This is a genomic window from Actinoplanes sp. NBC_00393 (assembly GCF_036053395.1).
In the GTDB taxonomy this organism is placed as follows: Bacteria; Actinomycetota; Actinomycetes; order Mycobacteriales; family Micromonosporaceae; genus Actinoplanes.
The window spans coordinates 6,576,839-6,591,443 of sequence record NZ_CP107942.1; the positions used below are offsets into that span (position 1 = coordinate 6,576,839).

Sequence of the window (14,605 nt, forward strand, 5' to 3'; positions counted from 1 at the left end):
CGCCGGAGGCAGCGCTCAGCGTCAGCCGAGCGAAGCGGCTGCGTGGAAGGGGGCACGGCTGCGCGGTGGAGTGCGCGGCCAGAGGAGGAGCGGCGGGTCAGGCCTTCCAGACGTCCTGGTTCGACTCGTAGATCTCGCGCAGGATCGCCGGCACGTCGTAGGTCATCTTCCAGTCCGGGTAGTGCTCCTCGAACCGCGCGGTGCTGCTGATCCACCACTGGTGGTCGCCGGCGCGGTTCTGGTCCACGTACTCGGTCCGCGCTTCCAGACCGGTGATCTCGGAAGCGATCTTGAAGGCCTCGATGTGGCTGCAGTTGGAGTAGCGACCGCCGCCCATGTTGTAGATCTCGGCGATGCGCGGCGCCTTGTGGAACGCCTCGAACGCGGACACCAGGTCGTGCGAGTGGATGGCGTCGCGGACCATCTTCCCCTGGTAGCCGAAGATCTTGTAGACCCGCTGCTCCATGACGCAGCGCATCAGGTACGCCAGGAAGCCGTGCAGCTCAGCGGCGGAGTGACCGGGGCCGGTCAGCGTGCCGCCACGGAAGACCGCGGTCGGCATGTCGAAGTAGCGCCCGTACTCCTGGACCATGATGTCGGCGGCCACCTTGGAGGCGCCGAAGACCGAGTGCATGCTGCTGTCGATCGACATGGTCTCGTCGATCCCGCCGTACCACTTGTGGTCCTCGGGCAGCTCCCACCTCGTCGGCTGCTCGATCAGCGGCAGCGAGTTGGGCGTGTCGCCGTACACCTTGTTGGTCGAGGTGAAGATGAACGGCGCGTCCTTGGCGTGCCGCCGGGTCGCCTCGAGCATGTTGATCGTGCCGACCGCGTTCACGTCGAAGTCGGTGAACGGCTCCCGGGCGGCCCAGTCGTGGCTGGGCTGAGCGGCGGCGTGGATGACCAGGCCGACGTTCTTTCCCAGCTTGGCGAAGAGCGCGTCCAGCCCGTCCCGGTCACGGATGTCCAGCGAGTGGTGGGTGTAGCGGTCGCCGACCTCCTTGGTCAGCCGCTGCAGGTTCCACTGGGTGGAGCCGTCGGCGCCGAAGAAGTAGCCCCGCATGTCGTTGTCGACGCCGACCACGTCCATGCCGAGCCCGGCGAAGTGCCGGACCGCCTCGGAACCGATCAGGCCGGCCGAGCCGGTGATTACGACGACGCTGCTCATCAGGACCTCCGCGGGTTGTCGGTCGCCACGCGGCGAGACTACCGGTGGTACGCACCTCGCCCGTGGCCCGGTCCGGGGTGTCGCGATCGTGATGCTTGACGAGTGCGTGAAACGGGCACGTCACAGATTCGCCACATCCGATCGGAAGGCTCCGGCGGATAAGCACGGCTGTGCCGGAACTTGAGTACGAAGGCGGTCGCGATGACGGATGCCCTCCAGGCCCCGAAACCCCGCGTGCCCGAACAGGCCGCTCTCACCCTCGGCGTGGAGGAAGAGCTCCACGTCGTCGATCTTTCCACGCGCGAACTCGTACCCCGGGCTCCGGAGATCCTGGACCGGCTGGACGGCGCGCACTTCTCCGCCGAGCTGCACCGCACGGTGGTGGAGACCAACACACCGGTGAGCGCAACCCTGGATGACCTGCGGAACGGCGTCGCGCAGCGACGGCGGACCGCGATCAGTGTCGCCGAGTCCCTCGGCCTCGGCCTGGTCGCCGCCGGCACCGTGCCGCTGGTCGACCTGGACTCGCTGCCGATTACCCCCACCTCCCGCTACCAGCGGATGCTGCACGAGTATCAGATGCTGGTCCGTGAGCAGCTGATCTGCGGCACCCAGGTGCACGTCGGTGTCCCGGACCGGGACGAAGCAGTCTCAGTCGCCCAGCGGGTCGCGCCGGCCCTGCCGGTTCTGCTGGCGCTTTCCACCAGCTCGCCCTACTGGATGGGCGAGGATTCCGGGTACGCCAGCGTCCGCTCGCTGGTCTGGATGCGCTGGCCGACCGCCGGCGACAGCGGCCCGCTCGCCTCCGCCGCCGAGCACGAGGCGCTGGTCAGCGACCTGATCGCGTCCGGGACGATCAGCGACCCGAAGATGGTCTACTTCGACGTCCGGCCGTCCGCGCACGTGCCGACCGTGGAGCTGCGGGTCACCGACTCCAGCCCGGACACCGAGACGATCGTCCTGCTGGCCGGGATCTTCCGGGGCCTGGTGCTGCGTGCCCGCGAGGAGCACCGCGCCGGAGTCCCGCTGCCGGTCGCCCGTCCGCCGCTGCACCGGGCCGCGATGTGGCGCGCGGCCCGCTCCGGGCTCGAGGGCGACCTGCTCGACCTGCCCCGGTCACCGGTGCCGATCCCGGCCGCCCTGGCCGTCGAACGGCTGATCACCGAGCTACGGCCGCAGCTCGAGGAGCTGGGCGACTGGGACCAGGTCTACGACCTCACGGTCCGGGCGATCAGCCAGGGCAGCTCGGCGGCCCGGCAACGACGCGCCCTGGCCCGCCGCGGACGGCTCTCCGACGTGGTGGACCTGCTGGTGGCCGACACCCGAGGCGGGGTCACCGGCGCCGGTCCGGCCGGCACGCCGGCGCCGACCCGGATCGAGGCGTACGTGGCACAGGGCGACGAGGCGTTCCCGGACGGGCGGGTCGACCCCGCGTACGCCGGGATCCTGCCGGTGCTCACCTCGCTCGGCTCGACCGGGCTGCGGCACCGCGAGGACGTCCGCGACGACGAGCAGCGCGCCCGCGGGATCACGTTCAGCGTGGCCGGGGAGGCCGCCACCCGGCTTTTCCCGTTCGACCTGGTGCCCCGGATCGTGCCCGCCGACGACTGGCGGCCGCTGCGCGAGGGCCTGGTCCAGCGGGTCCGGGCGCTGGACATGTTCCTCAACGACATCTACGGCGACCGGCAGATCGTCGCGGACGGGACCGTGCCGGAGTGGGTGATCAACGGCTCGCCGGAGCTGCGGGCCAGCGGTGCGCTGATCCGGCGCCGGGCGGTACGCACCCAGGTGGCCGGCGTCGACCTGGTCCGGGACGGCGAGGGCCGCTGGTGTGTGCTGGAGGACAATCTGCGGGTTCCGTCCGGCATCGCGTACGCCATGCAGAACCGCCGTCTGACCTGGAGCGTCCTGCCGGAGCTGCCCCGGCCGGCCGCCCTGCTGTCGGTGGAGGACACCCCGAAGCTGCTCAAGCAGGCGCTGCTGGAGGCGGCCGGTCCGGCGGCCGGCGACGACCCGGCGCTCGTGGTGCTCAGCCAGGGCCCGGACGACTCGGCCTGGTTCGAGCACAAGATGCTCGCCGAGGCGATGGACGTGCCAGTGGTCCGCAGCACCGAGCTCTACGTCGACGAGGGCCGGGTGTGGCGGCTGCGCGACGGTCACCGGCATCCGGTCGACGTGATCTACCTGCGGATGGGCGAGGACAGCCTGGTGCACTCCCCCGGCGCGGACGGCATGCCGCTGGGTCCCAGCCTGGTCTCCGCGTTGCACGCGGACACCATCGTGCTGGCCAACGCGCTGGGCAACGGCATCGGTGACGACAAGGCGGTGTACGCGTACGTGCCCCGCATGATCGAGTACTACCTGGGTGAGAAACCGCTGCTCGCCGACGTGCCCACGTACCTGTGCGGCATCCCGGACCAGCGCACCGAGGTGCTGTCCCGCCTGGACGAGCTGGTCTGCAAACCGGTCGACGGTTACGGCGGCGACCGGATCGTGATCGGCCCGCACGCGTCCGCGGAGGACCTGGACGCGCTGCGCCGGCAGATCCAGACCGCGCCGCACCGCTGGGTGGCCCAGGAGCTGGTCAACCTCTCCACCCACCCGGTCTTCGACGGTCACCGGCTCGCCCCGCGGCACGTCGATCTGCGGGCGTTCGTGTTCACCGGCGCCCACTCGTCGGTGGTCGCCCCGGCGGCGCTGACCCGGGTCGCCCCGGCGGGCAGCATGATCGTCAACTCGTCCCGGGGCGGCGGCTCGAAGGACACCTGGTTGCTCGGATAGCAGTCGATTTAAGGAGGCTCCACTCATGTGCGGAATCGCCGGCGAACTTCGCTTCGGCGACCGGCCCGCGGACACCGACGCCGTCCGGCGGATGTTGCCCTGTCTGGAATCGCGGGGCCCGGACGGGGAAGGCCTGTGGGAACACGGCCGGATCGCCTTCGGGCACCGACGGCTGAAGATCATCGACCTGTCCGAGAAGGGCGGTCAGCCGATGACCGACCCCGAGCTCGGGCTGACCGTGGTGTTCAACGGCTGCATCTACAACTATCAGCAGCTCCGCGACGAGCTGTCGAAGAGCGGCTACAGGTTCTTCTCCACCTCGGACACCGAGGTGATCCTCAAGGCGTACCACCGGTGGGGTGCGGACTGTGTCACCCGGTTCTTCGGGATGTTCGCCTTCGCGGTCGCCGAGCACGACACCGGGACGGTCACCCTGGCCCGGGACCGTCTCGGGATCAAGCCGATCTACCTGGCCGAGTCGCCGGGGCGGCTGCGCTTCGCGTCGACCCTGCCGGCGCTGCTCGCGGCCGGTGGCGTGGACACCACGATCGACAAGGTGGCGTTGCAGCACTACATGACGTTCCACTCGGTGGTGCCGGCGCCGCGCACCATCCTCTCCGGGATCCGGAAACTGCCGCCGGCCACGGTACGGGTGATCCGCGCCGACGGAACGACGTCGGAGCGGGTGTACTGGGAGGCCTCGTTCACGCGTTTCGAAGAAGAACAGGACTGGGCCGACGCCGTGCGCGAGAAGCTGCGTACCGCGGTGGACCGGCGGATGGTCGCCGACGTGCCGGTCGGGGTGCTGCTCTCCGGGGGCCTCGACTCCAGCCTGATCGTGGCGCTGCTCGCCGAGCAGGGTCAGCAGGGGCTGACCACGTTCAGCATCGGGTTCGAGTCGGGTGGTGGGGAGAGCGGTGACGAGTTCGAGTACTCGGACCTGATCGCCCGCAAGTTCGACACCGTGCACCACCAGATCCGGATCGGCAAGGACCGGTTCCTGCCGGCGGTGCAGCGGACCGTCGCAGCGATGAGCGAGCCGATGGTGAGTCACGACTGCATCGCCTTCAACCTACTCAGCGAAGATGTTGCGAAGCATGTCAAGGTCGTGCAATCTGGGCAGGGAGCGGACGAGATCTTCGCCGGATACAGCTGGTACCCACCCCTTGACGGCGTGCCTCGGGAACGCGCTGTCGACGCGTACGCGAAGGAGTTCTTCGACCGGCCACATGCGGACCTGGCCCGGCAGCTCAACCCCGCCTGGCTGCTGGATCGCGACGTCAGTCGCGAATTCGTCGCGGAAAGCTTCGGCCGGCCCGGCGCCACCACCGCCGTCGATGCCGCCCTGCGACTCGACTCCCAGGTGATGCTCGTCGACGACCCGGTCAAGCGAGTGGACAACATGACGATGGCGTGGGGCCTGGAAGCACGCGTACCGTTCCTGGATCACGAACTTGTGGAACTCGCGGCGGCCTGCCCGCCCGAACTGAAATTGGCGCAGGACGGCAAGGGAGTGCTCAAGGAAGCGGCCCGCGGCCTCGTGCCGGACGAGGTCATCGACCGGCCCAAGGGCTACTTCCCGGTGCCCGGCATCCGGCACCTGGAAGGGGCGATGCTCGAGAAGGTGCGCGACGCGCTGCACGCGCCGGCCGCCCGGGAACGGGCGCTGTTCCGGCCGGAGTACGTGTCGGAGCTGCTCGCCGACCCGAACACGGCGCGCACGACGCTCGGGGCGAACCAGTTGTGGCAGCTGGCGCTGCTGGAGATGTGGTTGCAGGACAAGGGGATCTAGAGGGGGACAGATGGATGGTCAGCTCCACCGGGTCGACGTCACCATGCTGCCGACCGGCTGGCGGGCACACGAGTCGGAGGTGGCCGGCAACTGGTCACCGACACTCTCGCCCGACGGGCGGCACATGGCTTACGTCTCCGACCGGGGCGGCGTACCCGCGGTCTGGGTGCAGCCGGTCGGCAGTGAGCTGACCTTCCGGGTCGACACCGGCGGCGAACCGGTGTCCGCGGTCCAGTGGTCGTCCGGCGGCGGCTGGCTCGCCTGCCAGATCGCCCCCGGCGGCGCGCCCCGCAACGAGGTGTGGCTGGTCCGCCCGGACGGCACCGACCTGCACCAGGTCGCCGGCTTCGGCGCGGACACCGCGGACAACATGCGCTGGCTGCCCGGCCGCTCTTTGCTGGCCCTCACCGAGAACCTGACCCGGGCCGTGCTCATCGACGTGGTGAGCGGGGCCAGGCGGGTGGTTGCGCAGGGCGAGCTGCTTTCGCTTCTCGACGTGGACCCGGCCGGGCGCTTCGCGCTTCTACGGTACGGGCCACGCGGCGCCCGCCACATCGTGCTCCGCGACCTGTCCACCGGCGACGAGAAGCCGATCACCAGCGGCGAGCAGGCCGTCTTCAGCCCGGGCGGCGGCTGCGTGTACGCCCTGAGCCAGGACGGCGAGTTCCCCGTCCTGCTCCGCATCGCCGGCGACGCCGTGGAGGCCCTGACCCCCTCGGCGGACGTGCCTACCCCGGTCGGCTCGCCCCCGGTCGGCTCGCCCATCCCCGCCGGCTCAGCCACCCCCATCGGCTCGCCCACTCCCGTCGGCTCTCTCGGCGGGGAGGTGGAGACTTTCGCGGTGACGGCGGATGGTCGTACCGCTGCGGTGCTCTGGAATGTGCGCGGTGGCGAGTCGGAGGTCGCGTTGCTCGACCTGGACCACGACGGTGATCGCGTGCCCAGCCGGCTCGCGCCGCTGCCCGGCCGGGTGGTCAGCGGGCTGGCGTGGAGTTTCGACGGTTCGACGCTGGCTCTCACCGCGGAAGGGCCCGGCCAGCCGCACGGGGTGTGGGTGTGCGCGCGGGACGGCAGCGAAATCCGCAAGGTAGCCGCGCTTCCCGCGGCGCCCGACGCGGTCCGGCCGACGCTGGAGTCGTTCTCCGCGCACGACGGGCTGACCCTCACCGGATGGCTGTTCCGGCCGGACTCGGCCGGCCCGCATCCGACCGTGCTGTGGTTCCACGGTGGCCCGGAAGCACAGGAACGCCCTGGTCACGGGCCGCTCTTCCAATCGCTGGTCAACCGCGGGATCGCAGTCTTCGCGGCGAACGTGCGCGGCTCGTCGGGCTTCGGACGGTCGTTCGTCGACGCGGACAACGGGGCACTGCGATACGGCGCGATCGAAGACGTGCGGTCGTGCGTGACCTACCTGCGCTCCGCCGGGATCGCCGGCCGGGTCGGCATCATGGGCCGGTCGTACGGCGGCTACTTGACGCTGGCCGCGCTGACAACGTTCCCCGACCTGTTCGATGTCGGCATCGACGTCTGCGGAATGTCCAACTTTTCCACGTTTTATCAGCACACAGAGCCTTGGATCGCGGCTGCTGCCGTCAGCAAATACGGCGACCCGGTCCACGACGCCGACCTGCTGCGCGACCTTTCCCCGATCACCCGGATCGACCGCCTGCGGACCCCGCTGATGGTCGTCCACGGCGAGAACGACAGCAACGTCCCGGTAATCGAGGCCGAACAGGTGGTGGCGGCATTGCGGGCGCGCGGCGTGCCGCACCGCTACCTGCTGTTCCCCGGCGAGGGCCACGAACTGCTGCACCGCTCATCCCGCGCCGCCTACCTACAGGCCACCCTCGACTGGCTGGAGACCCACCTGACTGCGTGATGCGCAATTGCGGAGTCAGCAATCGACGTCACAACGCTTCGCAATTCCATTGCACCCTGCCACCTTCCGGCTACCCAGCGCAGTCACCTTCACTGCCGTAATCACGTTGCAACAAGGTAGGTGGAGACGACTCGGGAGAGATTGCAGTGGAAAATGGGGAACAGCCGCGCGACGAAATCACACCACCGACAGATCCTCCGAAACGGATTCGCCGTCTCTACATCGCCATAGGCGCAGGACTGACCATCGCTCTGCTGGCCGGCGCCGGGCTGACCGGTCTGCACGGAGTCACGACGAAGGATCACCTTTACCAGGCTGCGGGTCTATTCCGGGAACTGCGCCAGGAACTTGTCGACACCGACTTGGACGCCGCCAGAGGCACTGTCGTCGAATTGCAGCGGGAGACGAGGTCAGCACGAGATGCTACGGACGGCTGGGACTGGGCGACCGCGAGCCGGATTCCCTTCGTGGGCGATGACATCACCACGGTACGGACCGTGTCGAGAACCCTCGACGAACTGACTCACGGCGGCTTGCCACCTCTTCTTGATGCCGCTTCCCTGCTCGGTCCCGAAACTTGGGCACCCAGTGGTGGCAAATTGAACGTCGCCAACATTTCAGCGGCATCATCCCGGATTGCCACGGGTCTGGCTGCGATTCAGAGTGCCCGGAGATCCGTCGCGACCATCGGCACCGCGGGTCTGACGGATCAGCTGTCGGCTGCGGTGCGCGAAATGTCGGACGGGCTCGCCGACGCCGAGCGGTTGGTCGGCGTGGTGGACCGCGCCGCACGGCTGCTGCCCGGCTTGCTCGGTGCGCGCGGGCCGCGTCATTACCTCGTCCTGTTCCAGAACAACGCCGAGGTACGAGCGACCGGCGGCATGCCTGGTGCTTATGTCGTGGTCAAAGCAGATGCGGGCGCCGTGAGCATCTCCGATGGGGGTAGTACGACGTCGGATCTCCAGCCGTTCGACAGCCCCGTGCTGCGCCTGAGCACCGACATGGAGTCGTTGTACACCGACCGCCTGGCCACCTTCCCGGCGAATGTGAATCTGACCCCGGACTTCCCCCTTGCCGCCCAGCTTGCCCGCGCCATGTACCAGAAGCGCAAGCGACTTGCGGTCGACGGCGTGATCGCGACCGACCCCGTGGCTCTGTCCTATCTCCTTCGCGTGACGGGTGCGGTGAAGGTCTCGGGGGGCGAGCCGTTGACTGCCGACAACGCCGTCCGCTTGCTGCTGTCCGAGGTCTATTCGCGATATCCGGATCCGTCGGATCAGGACACCTATTTCTCCGCCGCAGCGCAGGCCGTGTTCGCCGCGCTCCTGACGGGCCGCGGCGAGCCTCAGGGCTTCATCAGCGCGATTGCCAGGGCTGCGGGAGAGCGCCGCCTTCTGGTCTGGAGCGCCGATCCTGAGGAGGAGGCGATCGTGACCGACACGGTTCTGGCTGGAAGGATGCCGAACGACGACGGCAGGACTCCCACCGTGGGCGTTTTCCTCAATGACGGCGGCGGGTCAAAGCTGAGCTACTACTTGGTTCCCAGTGCGATGCTGCGCGTCGGTGACTGCGAGACCGACGGCGGGCGAGCCATGCGATTGAAGGTGACCATCGGCTCCACCGCGCCGAGATCGGGACTGCCCGACTACGTCACCGGGCTGGCTCTTTCCGGCGACAAGTACACGTCGCGAACCAACGTCATGATTTTCAGCCCGACGGGCGGTGCGGTGGAAAGCGTCGAGGAAGATGGCGAGCTCATCGATTTCGGCACCGGCATGGAAAGGAATCGTGGGGTTGGAGTCATCACCCTAGACCTGCCCCCGGGAAAGACCAGAACTCTCGACATCACGCTACGGGCCGGGACGATCCCGGATGCAGAGGAGGCGGTAACCGCACGCCTGTGGACGACGCCGACCGTTCATCCCTGGAAGTCGTCGGTCACCGGTGGAGCCGCCTGCTCCGGAGCCCGATGATGCTACCGGCCTCGCCGGCCTAACAACGGCGTTCGAGAACAGAGAACTCTTAAGGGTTAGTCCGGGCGGTTCCGCATGCCGGATTCTGCCGCCAATTTCAGATGTGCGCGCCGAATTGAGGAAATATAAGGGAGGGGAGGTTTGGCGAGGTATGAAGAAGGAGAATCATGAGCCGTATTCGTGGCTCCGGACTACTCATGGCGGTCGCTGCCGCCCTGACTACGGCAGTAGCGGCATTGACCATAGCGCCGGCGGCGGTATCGGCCGCGCCGAGGAAGCTCTATCCGCCGGCACCCCCCTCACTCACCGTCAACCGCGGCGTCGTGAAGTTCGGCGTGACGGTTCGTGCCAAGGGCAACCAGTGGGCACCGCGTGAACGGGTTTATGTACTCGTCACGTTCAAGCCGAAGAACTCGCAGAAGCGGTACGTGAAACGAAAGGGCATCGTTACCGCCGACCGCAGGGGACGGTTCGCGTTCAACCTCAAGTCCTCCCGCCCGGGCCGGATCATCATTAACGCGCGAGGAACCAGGTCGGAAGGTTCCTCCTCGGCATACGTGTTCGTCATCGACAAGCGAGCCCGGGGGCACTCCGTGAAGCCGTTCGTGCCGGCCGCGTCAACGACTCGGCTGGAGGCGGCCCCGGAGCCGCGGACTGACCCGATGGTCGGCGCAGCGCTCGGTGGGCTCGGATTGCTCGCGCTGTCCGGCGGCGCCATCACGACGGCAACATTGGTCCGCCGTCGTCGGCGCGGCTGACGCGGCTCGGCGGTTCATCGCCCGGCACGGCCCTCCCCAGCAGCGCTGGGGAGGGCCGTTGTTGTACCAGCGTGCCATGCACTGCTCTTTGCCGGCACCGCGCTCCGAATGGGGCCAAGGCGCATTTTCACGAAGCAGTCTCAAAAAATCCGCGAAGGTGACAGCGGACCATTTCTCACGCGTCAGAATGGTCGTCGCGCCGACAATGGAGTACGTTGTGCAAGATCCGCCCGCACTTCCGCCATCTAAGGATATACGTGACACTTTTAACCTTGCTGCGCATGCTGCGTATGCGATGGGCGCTCGTCGTTTCCCTGACTATTGCGGGCTTAGCGGTAAGCGGGTCTGTCGTCTATTTTCAAACACCTCTGTATGCGGCCGAGACGCAGCTCTTCGTATCCACGACAGCGGCCCCCGTCAGCTACGGCGACCTGAGCCAGGGAAGCGCCTTCACTCAGCAACGCGTCCGATCGTATGTGGACATTGTCACCAGCCCGTTGGTGACGCAAAAGGTGATCCAAGGCCTCCGCTTGCCAGACACGCCGCAATCCTTCGCCAAGCGGGTCGAGGCAACCTCGCCTCTCGACTCGGTGTTGATTGATATCGTCGTGACGGACAGTTCACCGGATCGGGCACAAGAGATCGCTCGCGAGATCGCGGCGCACTTCTCCGCCCTGGTCAATCAGATCGAAACGCCAAGGGGCGCGCGAGTCTCGCCGGTCAAGATCTCTGTCACCAAGCCTGCCGTCGTCTCGCCGGAGCCCGTCTCTCCGCGTGTCGCCGTCACGCTGGCGGCCGGCTTGTTGGGTGGCCTTCTCCTCGGAACAGCGGCAGCGTTCCTGCGCCATATTCTGGACAAAGCCGTACGAGACAGCGACCACCTCGCCGTGTTGACCTCTGCACCGGTTCTGACCACGGTGCCGTTCGAGAGCACCTCAGCGAAGTCGCCGTTGATCGCTGAGGACAGCACGTACTCGGCACGCGCGGAGGCTCTTCGCCGACTCCGCACGAACCTGCAATTCGTCAGCGTCGACCAACCCTTCAGAAGCCTGGTGGTGACGAGCGCGCTCCCGGGAGAGGGGAAGTCAACGACGACTTGCAACCTCGCCATCATTCTGGCGGAAGCCGGGTACCGCGTACTCATCGTTGATGCGGACCTGCGCCGTCCCACCATCGCCAGATACCTCGACCTGGAGGGCGCGGTCGGACTGGCGAACGTTCTCGCCGGGCAGGCATCCCTCGATGATGCAATGCAGCCATGGGGACCTACCGGACTTCAGGTGTTGCCAAGTGGCTATATCCCGCCGAATCCGAGCGAGTTGCTGGCCTCCCGGAACATGTCCGATCTACTCGAGGAGTTGACCAGCGCCTTCGACATGGTGCTCGTCGACACGCCTCCCCTGCTGGCAGTCACCGACGGCGCGGTCGTCGCAGCCATGTCGGATGGATGCGTCTTGGTCTCCCGCCACGGCAGCACGACCACTACCGAAGCACAGGCCGCCGCCGCAGCGCTTCGCGCCGCAGGCGCCTCGCTGCACGGCTGCATTCTCAACATGACCCCCCATCGGAGCACCGGGTCCTACGCCTACTACGGCACGGACCGGAACAAGCCGGCCAAGGAGGCACCGGACTCGCCGTCGGCGCAGCCGCTTGTGCCTCTACAGCCACCGACATCACGCCGCTTCGTTCCCGAGCCGACCGGCGCCGTGACGGCCCACGATGGATCCGCTGAATGAGGCCGCGTCAACTCTGATCCACAGCTCGGAGGATCGCCGCCATACTGCTATGAATCTCCACGGCGCACGTGCGAAACTCAGTGATCGGCCGCTGGACGGGGTCGGCAAGGTCGTCCACCCGAGACTGGGTCGGCGGTGCGAGATGCCTCGTCCGATCGACCAGCCTCAGCAACGCGTGGAAGCTCTCCGGGACGGACGAGCTGACCTTGGATGAGTGGACAGCGGCGTGAGCAGCGAGACGCGCGAACTGATGAAGCGTGAAGGTCCTCCTGACCACGGCCGGCCGCAATGAGGCACAGGCGGCACGTTGCGTCCGCTCCGCGGCAAGGATCAGGTCGGCGCTGTCCAGTAGCACGGTGGTGAGGGCACGACTCCGAAAGTCTTCGCAGTTGATGCCCCACTCGTTCAGGATCTGCCCGGAGTACGCGTGAATCTGGTCGCCAGAGATCGCGGACGTGCCCGCGCTCTCCACGGAAACGGCCGACGCCGCGTAGCCGAAGACATCCCTCAGCATCCGCCTCGTGATCCGCTCAGCCATCGGGGAGCGGCAGATATTGGCGTGGCAGACCAACAGTATTCGAAATGGGCGGGACTCTGACGCCGACGGCGATTCTGCCGAAGAAGGATCCACGAGGCGATCTCCCCTCAGATCTTCCCGCTTCATTCCGCTCAACGAGCGGCGATGCGCATTTATTCGGCGAGCTGAGGTTCGCCCTCCTCCTTCCAACGCGCAGGCAGGACGGAGGTCACGGCCCTTCGACACCCGCACGCAAAGATCACGAATCTCTTTCGCGGCCAACCCAGTGATGCCGTCATCCTCAGGAGGGGTCAGCGGAGACAAGCCCACGGGACGGCCCGGATTCGGCTATAACCAATAAAGATCGAAATAGCGGTATGAGTTGCGCTGTCATTAGCCATGAACGAGACCCGAGAAAGGCCGACGATGCCGGGAGACGGTATTCGCATTGGGCGTCAGGTGAACCCCACCGGCCCATGGAATTCAGCGACCGCAGTAGCACCGGCCGTTTCTCCCCGGTACATAGCGGCAACCCCCGAGAGCCTCTCCCCAGATACAGCCGGAAAACCACTGGCCTCATTCGCACCCTCCTGGGCCCTGACGCTTTCGGTCGACCTATCGTTCTTGAGTTTGGCGATCTTCTGCTTCCCCTCGTTCTTCCCGGGGCTCAGCGTCACAGCAGCGCTCATCCTGGCGCTCAACGCCGCCGGTGGCCTCTACCGGCCCCGGCTTCACCTGTCGCTCCTGGACGACCTGCCGCGTCTGGTCGGCCGGCTGCTGATCGCGACTGCTTTGGTCTCGACTATCTTTGCGGTCTGGTACGACGACATCGCGATCGACGGCTTTCTGCGGGCGTCCGCGGTGCTCATCGTGCTGTGTGTGCTCGGGCGCGCATTGTCTACGTGGACGATCCGCACCATTCGGCGTCGAGGGCTGGCAAGCCATCGAACGATTCTGGTGGGAGGCGGCCGGCTGGCCGTCGAGCTGGCCCAGGTCCTCGCCCGGCACCCCCAGTACGGCCTTCGCGCGATCGGCTACGTCGATGCCATTGACCGGACCACGGTGATGGCAGCGTCCGTGCCTTGCCTGGGCGATCTGAGCGACCTCAGCGGCGCGCTTCGCAGCAACCGGGCAAGCACGCTGATCATCGCCGACCCGGTCACATCAGACATGTTACTGACCGAGCTTCTGCGCGACGCGCTGAGCGCTACTCGGAACATCTTCATCGTCCCCAGGGTGCACTCATTCCACACTCAGACAGGGCTACCCGACCACATCGGCGCGATCCCCGTGATGCGTATCAGGCCGCCCGTGTTGTCCGGCTGGCAGTGCCTTCTGAAGCGGACCATCGACATCGTCGTGAGCCTGCTGGCAATGGCACTACTTGCGCCGGTCTTCCTGCTTTGCGCGCTCGGCGTCCGGTTTGAGGGCGGCCCCGGGGTGCTCTTCCGTCAGGAACGCGTTGGGCGGAACGGAAGGCTGTTCCACATTCTGAAGTTCCGATCGCTGCGCCCTGTCGATGAGCTCGAGTCCGAGACGAGATGGTCAGTGGCACAGGACACGCGGATGGGCCGATTCGGCCGCTTTCTGCGAAGGACGTCATTGGACGAGATTCCGCAGCTGTACAACATCCTCCGGGGCGACATGACGCTGGTAGGCCCGCGACCGGAACGTCCGTTCTTCGTCGAGCGCTTCTCCTCCGAGTATCAGGACTACAGCTGGCGGCACCGGGTCCCGGCCGGTTTGACCGGACTGGCCCAGGTGAGTGGACTACGCGGCGACACACCGATCGCCGACCGTGCCCGGTTCGACAACTATTACATCGAGAACTGGTCGCTGTGGCTCGATTTCAAAATCGTCGTTCGCACCCTGCGCGAGGTCGTCTCCGGCGGGGGACATTAGACTAAAAGCTCCTAAGACGATCTGCTGAATCGATGATGATCAGCGTTCCAGGCTGAAGATCGATCTGGTTCGGTCAGCGTGAGCAAGGCATCGGTCGTC

The 14,605-nt window shown here is 67.0% G+C and carries 9 protein-coding genes; 7 read left to right on the forward strand and 2 right to left on the reverse strand.

Annotation, left to right across the window (positions count from 1 at the left end; all coding sequences use genetic code 11):
* Positions 1-97: 97 nt before the first annotated feature.
* A complete protein-coding gene (locus OHA21_RS30520; RefSeq protein WP_328460709.1) occupies positions 98-1,168 on the reverse strand; it encodes an NAD-dependent epimerase/dehydratase family protein in 1,071 nt (356 codons plus the stop codon).
* 201 nt (positions 1,169-1,369) lie between these two features.
* On the opposite strand from OHA21_RS30520, the gene OHA21_RS30525 reads away from it, so the two are divergent.
* The 6 genes from OHA21_RS30525 to OHA21_RS30550 all read left to right on the forward strand — a co-directional run bounded on the left by OHA21_RS30525 (position 1,370) and on the right by OHA21_RS30550 (position 12,087).
* The gene (locus OHA21_RS30525; protein ID WP_328460711.1) at positions 1,370-3,949 is read left to right on the forward strand and encodes a carboxylate--amine ligase/circularly permuted type 2 ATP-grasp protein; all 2,580 of its coding nucleotides are present in this window, start codon (positions 1,370-1,372) and stop codon (positions 3,947-3,949) included.
* A gap of 25 nt (positions 3,950-3,974) precedes the next feature.
* On the forward strand, positions 3,975-5,741 hold the full coding sequence (locus tag OHA21_RS30530; protein WP_328460713.1) for an N-acetylglutaminylglutamine amidotransferase: 1,767 nt from the start codon (positions 3,975-3,977) through the stop codon (positions 5,739-5,741).
* Between the two features lie 10 nt (positions 5,742-5,751).
* Positions 5,752-7,620 (forward strand): S9 family peptidase, encoded by a 1,869-nt coding sequence (locus tag OHA21_RS30535; RefSeq protein WP_328460715.1) that lies wholly within the window; start codon positions 5,752-5,754, stop codon positions 7,618-7,620.
* Positions 7,621-7,766: 146 nt separating this feature from the next.
* A complete protein-coding gene (locus OHA21_RS30540) occupies positions 7,767-9,593 on the forward strand; it encodes a DUF4012 domain-containing protein (protein WP_328460717.1) in 1,827 nt (608 codons plus the stop codon).
* A gap of 167 nt (positions 9,594-9,760) precedes the next feature.
* A complete protein-coding gene (locus OHA21_RS30545; protein ID WP_328460719.1) occupies positions 9,761-10,351 on the forward strand; it encodes a hypothetical protein in 591 nt (196 codons plus the stop codon).
* 272 nt (positions 10,352-10,623) lie between these two features.
* Positions 10,624-12,087, forward strand: coding sequence for a polysaccharide biosynthesis tyrosine autokinase (locus tag OHA21_RS30550; RefSeq protein WP_328460721.1), 1,464 nt, complete (start codon positions 10,624-10,626; stop codon positions 12,085-12,087).
* A 7-nt stretch (positions 12,088-12,094) separates the two neighbouring features.
* Here the strand turns inward: OHA21_RS30550 and OHA21_RS30555 are convergent, their stop codons facing one another.
* Positions 12,095-12,751 (reverse strand): arsenate reductase/protein-tyrosine-phosphatase family protein, encoded by a 657-nt coding sequence (locus OHA21_RS30555; protein ID WP_328460723.1) that lies wholly within the window; start codon positions 12,749-12,751, stop codon positions 12,095-12,097.
* A gap of 483 nt (positions 12,752-13,234) precedes the next feature.
* Here OHA21_RS30555 and OHA21_RS30560 point away from each other — a divergent pair, with 483 nt between their 5' ends.
* A complete protein-coding gene (locus OHA21_RS30560; protein WP_328460725.1) occupies positions 13,235-14,506 on the forward strand; it encodes a sugar transferase in 1,272 nt (423 codons plus the stop codon).
* The last annotated feature ends 99 nt before the right edge of the window (positions 14,507-14,605 follow it).

Coding starts and splice junctions, on each gene's coding strand:
- OHA21_RS30520 (WP_328460709.1), bottom strand. CDS start 1,168: ATGAGCAGCGTCGTCGTAATCACCGGCTCGGCCGGCCTGATCGGTTCC.
- OHA21_RS30525 (WP_328460711.1), top strand. CDS start 1,370: ATGACGGATGCCCTCCAGGCCCCGAAACCCCGCGTGCCCGAACAGGCC.
- OHA21_RS30530 (WP_328460713.1), top strand. CDS start 3,975: ATGTGCGGAATCGCCGGCGAACTTCGCTTCGGCGACCGGCCCGCGGAC.
- OHA21_RS30535 (WP_328460715.1), top strand. CDS start 5,752: ATGGATGGTCAGCTCCACCGGGTCGACGTCACCATGCTGCCGACCGGC.
- OHA21_RS30545 (WP_328460719.1), top strand. CDS start 9,761: ATGAGCCGTATTCGTGGCTCCGGACTACTCATGGCGGTCGCTGCCGCC.
- OHA21_RS30555 (WP_328460723.1), bottom strand. CDS start 12,751: ATGAAGCGGGAAGATCTGAGGGGAGATCGCCTCGTGGATCCTTCTTCG.